Source organism: Oharaeibacter diazotrophicus (assembly GCF_004362745.1).
Lineage (GTDB): Bacteria > Pseudomonadota > Alphaproteobacteria > Rhizobiales > Pleomorphomonadaceae > Oharaeibacter > Oharaeibacter diazotrophicus.
The window spans coordinates 1-2331 of record NZ_SNXY01000003.1 but is presented as its reverse complement, the minus strand read 5'-3'; the positions used below and the strand labels follow the sequence as shown (position 1 = coordinate 2331).

Sequence of the window (2331 nt, the reverse complement as noted above, 5' to 3'; positions counted from 1 at the left end):
GTCGGACGGACGGTGGGTGGAGAGGATCACGTATCGGGGGTGTCGATGACGCTCCGGGCGGGGAGCCTCAACGTGCTGCTGGGTCCGACGCTGTCGGGCAAGACGAGCCTGATGCGGCTGATGGCGGGGCTCGATCGTCCGACGAGCGGGGACATCCGGATCGACGGGAAGAGCGTCGTCGGGGTGCCGGTGCAGAAGCGCGGCGTCGCGATGGTCTACCAGCAGTTCATCAACTATCCGACGCTGACGGTCTACGAGAACATCGCCTCGCCGCTGAAGGTGGCCGGCGCCGACGCGGCGACGATCGCGCGCAAGGTCGGCGCGGCGGCGGAGCTGCTCAGGCTGACCGATCACCTGAAGAAGACGCCGCTCGAGCTCTCGGGCGGCCAGCAGCAGCGCACGGCGCTGGCGCGCGCGATCGTCAAGGGCGCCTCGCTGGTGCTGCTCGACGAGCCGCTCGCCAACCTCGACTACAAGCTGCGCGAGGAACTCAGGGCGGAGCTGCCGAAGATCTTCGCCGAGACCGGCGCGATCTTCGTCTACGCCACCACCGAGCCGACCGAGGCGCTGCTGCTCGGCGGCCACACCGCGACGCTGTCGAAGGGGCGGGTGACCCAGTTCGGACCGACCATCGACGTGTTCAACCGGCCGGTCGACCTCTTGACCGCCGAGACCTTCTCGGACCCGCCGCTGAACACGCTGGCGGTGGAGAAGCGCGGCGACGCCTTCGTGCACGCCGGGGGCCTTTCGATCCCGACGGGGTCGCAGGACCGCGACCTGCCGGACGGGCGCTACACGCTGGGGTTCCGGCCGCACCACCTGTTCCTAGACCCGCCGGGCGGGGCGGCGGTGGCGGCGCCGGCGACGGTGGCGGTGACGGAGATCACCGGCTCGGAGAGCTTCGTGCACGTCGACGTCGCCGACGCGCGCTGGGTGGCGCTGGCGCACGGGGTGCGGGCGCTGGAGGTCGACGACGCCGTGACGGTGTGGCTCGACCCTGAGCGGCTGTTCGTGTTCGACGCCGCCGGCCGGCTGGCGGCCCGCCCGCGTCCCCTCGCGGCCTGACAGGAGAGGCCCCATGGCCCGGATCGACCTCGACCACATCGCCCACGCCTACCGTCCGAACCCGACGCGTCCGTCCGACTTCGCGCTGAAGGAGGTCGACCTGACCTGGGACGACGGCGGCGCCTACGCCCTGCTCGGCCCGTCGGGCTGCGGCAAGACCACCCTCCTGAACGTGATCTCGGGGCTCCTGGTGCCCTCGCGCGGGCGGATCCTGTTCGGCGGCCAGGACGTGACGCGGCTGCCGACGGAGGCGCGCAACATCGCGCAGGTGTTCCAGTTCCCGGTGATCTACGACACCATGAGCGTCTACGACAACCTGGCGTTCCCCTTGCGGAACCGGAAGGTTCCGGAGGCGGAGGTCGACCGGGCGGTGCGCGAGACCGCGGGGATGATCGGGCTGACCGACAAGCTGTCGCGGCGGGCGCGCGGTCTGACGGCGGACGAGAAGCAGACGATCTCGCTCGGGCGTGGCCTCGTGCGGCAGGACGTCAACGCGATCCTGTTCGACGAGCCGCTGACGGTGATCGACCCGCACATGAAGTGGCGGCTGCGCTCGCAGTTGAAGCATCTGCACAAGCGCTACGGCTTCACGATGATCTACGTGACGCACGACCAGACGGAGGCGCTGACCTTCGCGGACAAGGTGGTGGTGATGTACGAGGGCGAGGTGGTGCAGGTGGGCACGCCGGACGAATTGTTCGAGCGCCCGCGGCACACCTTCGTCGGCTACTTCATCGGCTCGCCCGGGATGAACGTGATGGCGGCGGAGGTGGCGGGCGACTTGGCAAGGGTCGGCGGCCACGAGATCGCGCTCGGGCGGCGCTACCGGCCGCAGACGGGCAAGGTCGAGATCGGGGTCAGGCCGGAGTTCGTGCGGCTGGTCGACGGGGCGGCGGGGGTGCCGATCACGGTCAGGGCGGTCGAGGACGTCGGGCGCTACCGGATCGTGCGGGCGCGGCTCGGGGAGAAGGAGATCAACGCGGTGGTGAAGGAGGGTGCGCCGATCCCGGGGGATGCCCGGGCGGTGCTCGATCCGGCCCGCGTCAACGTCTACGTCGACGGCCACCTGGTCGAGCCGGAGGTCTGAGGGATGGAGAAGACCTGGAACAACAAGGCCTGGTTCATGGTGGCGCCGGTGGTGCTGCTGGTGGCCTTCTCCGCGGTGATTCCGCTGATGACGGTGGTCAACTACTCCGTCCAGGACACCTTCGGGAACAACGAGTTCTTCTGGGCGGGGACACAGTGGTTCGAGGAGGTGCTCGCCTC

Annotated in this window: 2 protein-coding genes and 1 pseudogene; all 3 read left to right on the top strand. The window is 69.9% G+C overall.

The window, feature by feature from the left end; genetic code table 11:
* Positions 1-1065 (top strand): ABC transporter ATP-binding protein (locus tag EDD54_RS00130; protein ID WP_245515599.1); only part of this gene is annotated, 1065 nt, incomplete at its 5' end.
* A gap of 13 nt (positions 1066-1078) precedes the next feature.
* The gene (locus tag EDD54_RS00125; protein WP_126540730.1) at positions 1079-2152 is read left to right on the top strand and encodes an ABC transporter ATP-binding protein; all 1074 of its coding nucleotides are present in this window, start codon (positions 1079-1081) and stop codon (positions 2150-2152) included.
* Positions 2153-2155: 3 nt separating this feature from the next.
* Positions 2156-2331, top strand: a pseudogene (locus EDD54_RS00120) (sugar ABC transporter permease); the annotation flags it as partial.

What these genes read in the sequence shown, in the direction of transcription:
- EDD54_RS00125 (WP_126540730.1), top strand. Translation starts at nt 1,079, where the DNA reads ATGGCCCGGATCGACCTCGACCACATCGCCCACGCCTACCGTCCGAAC.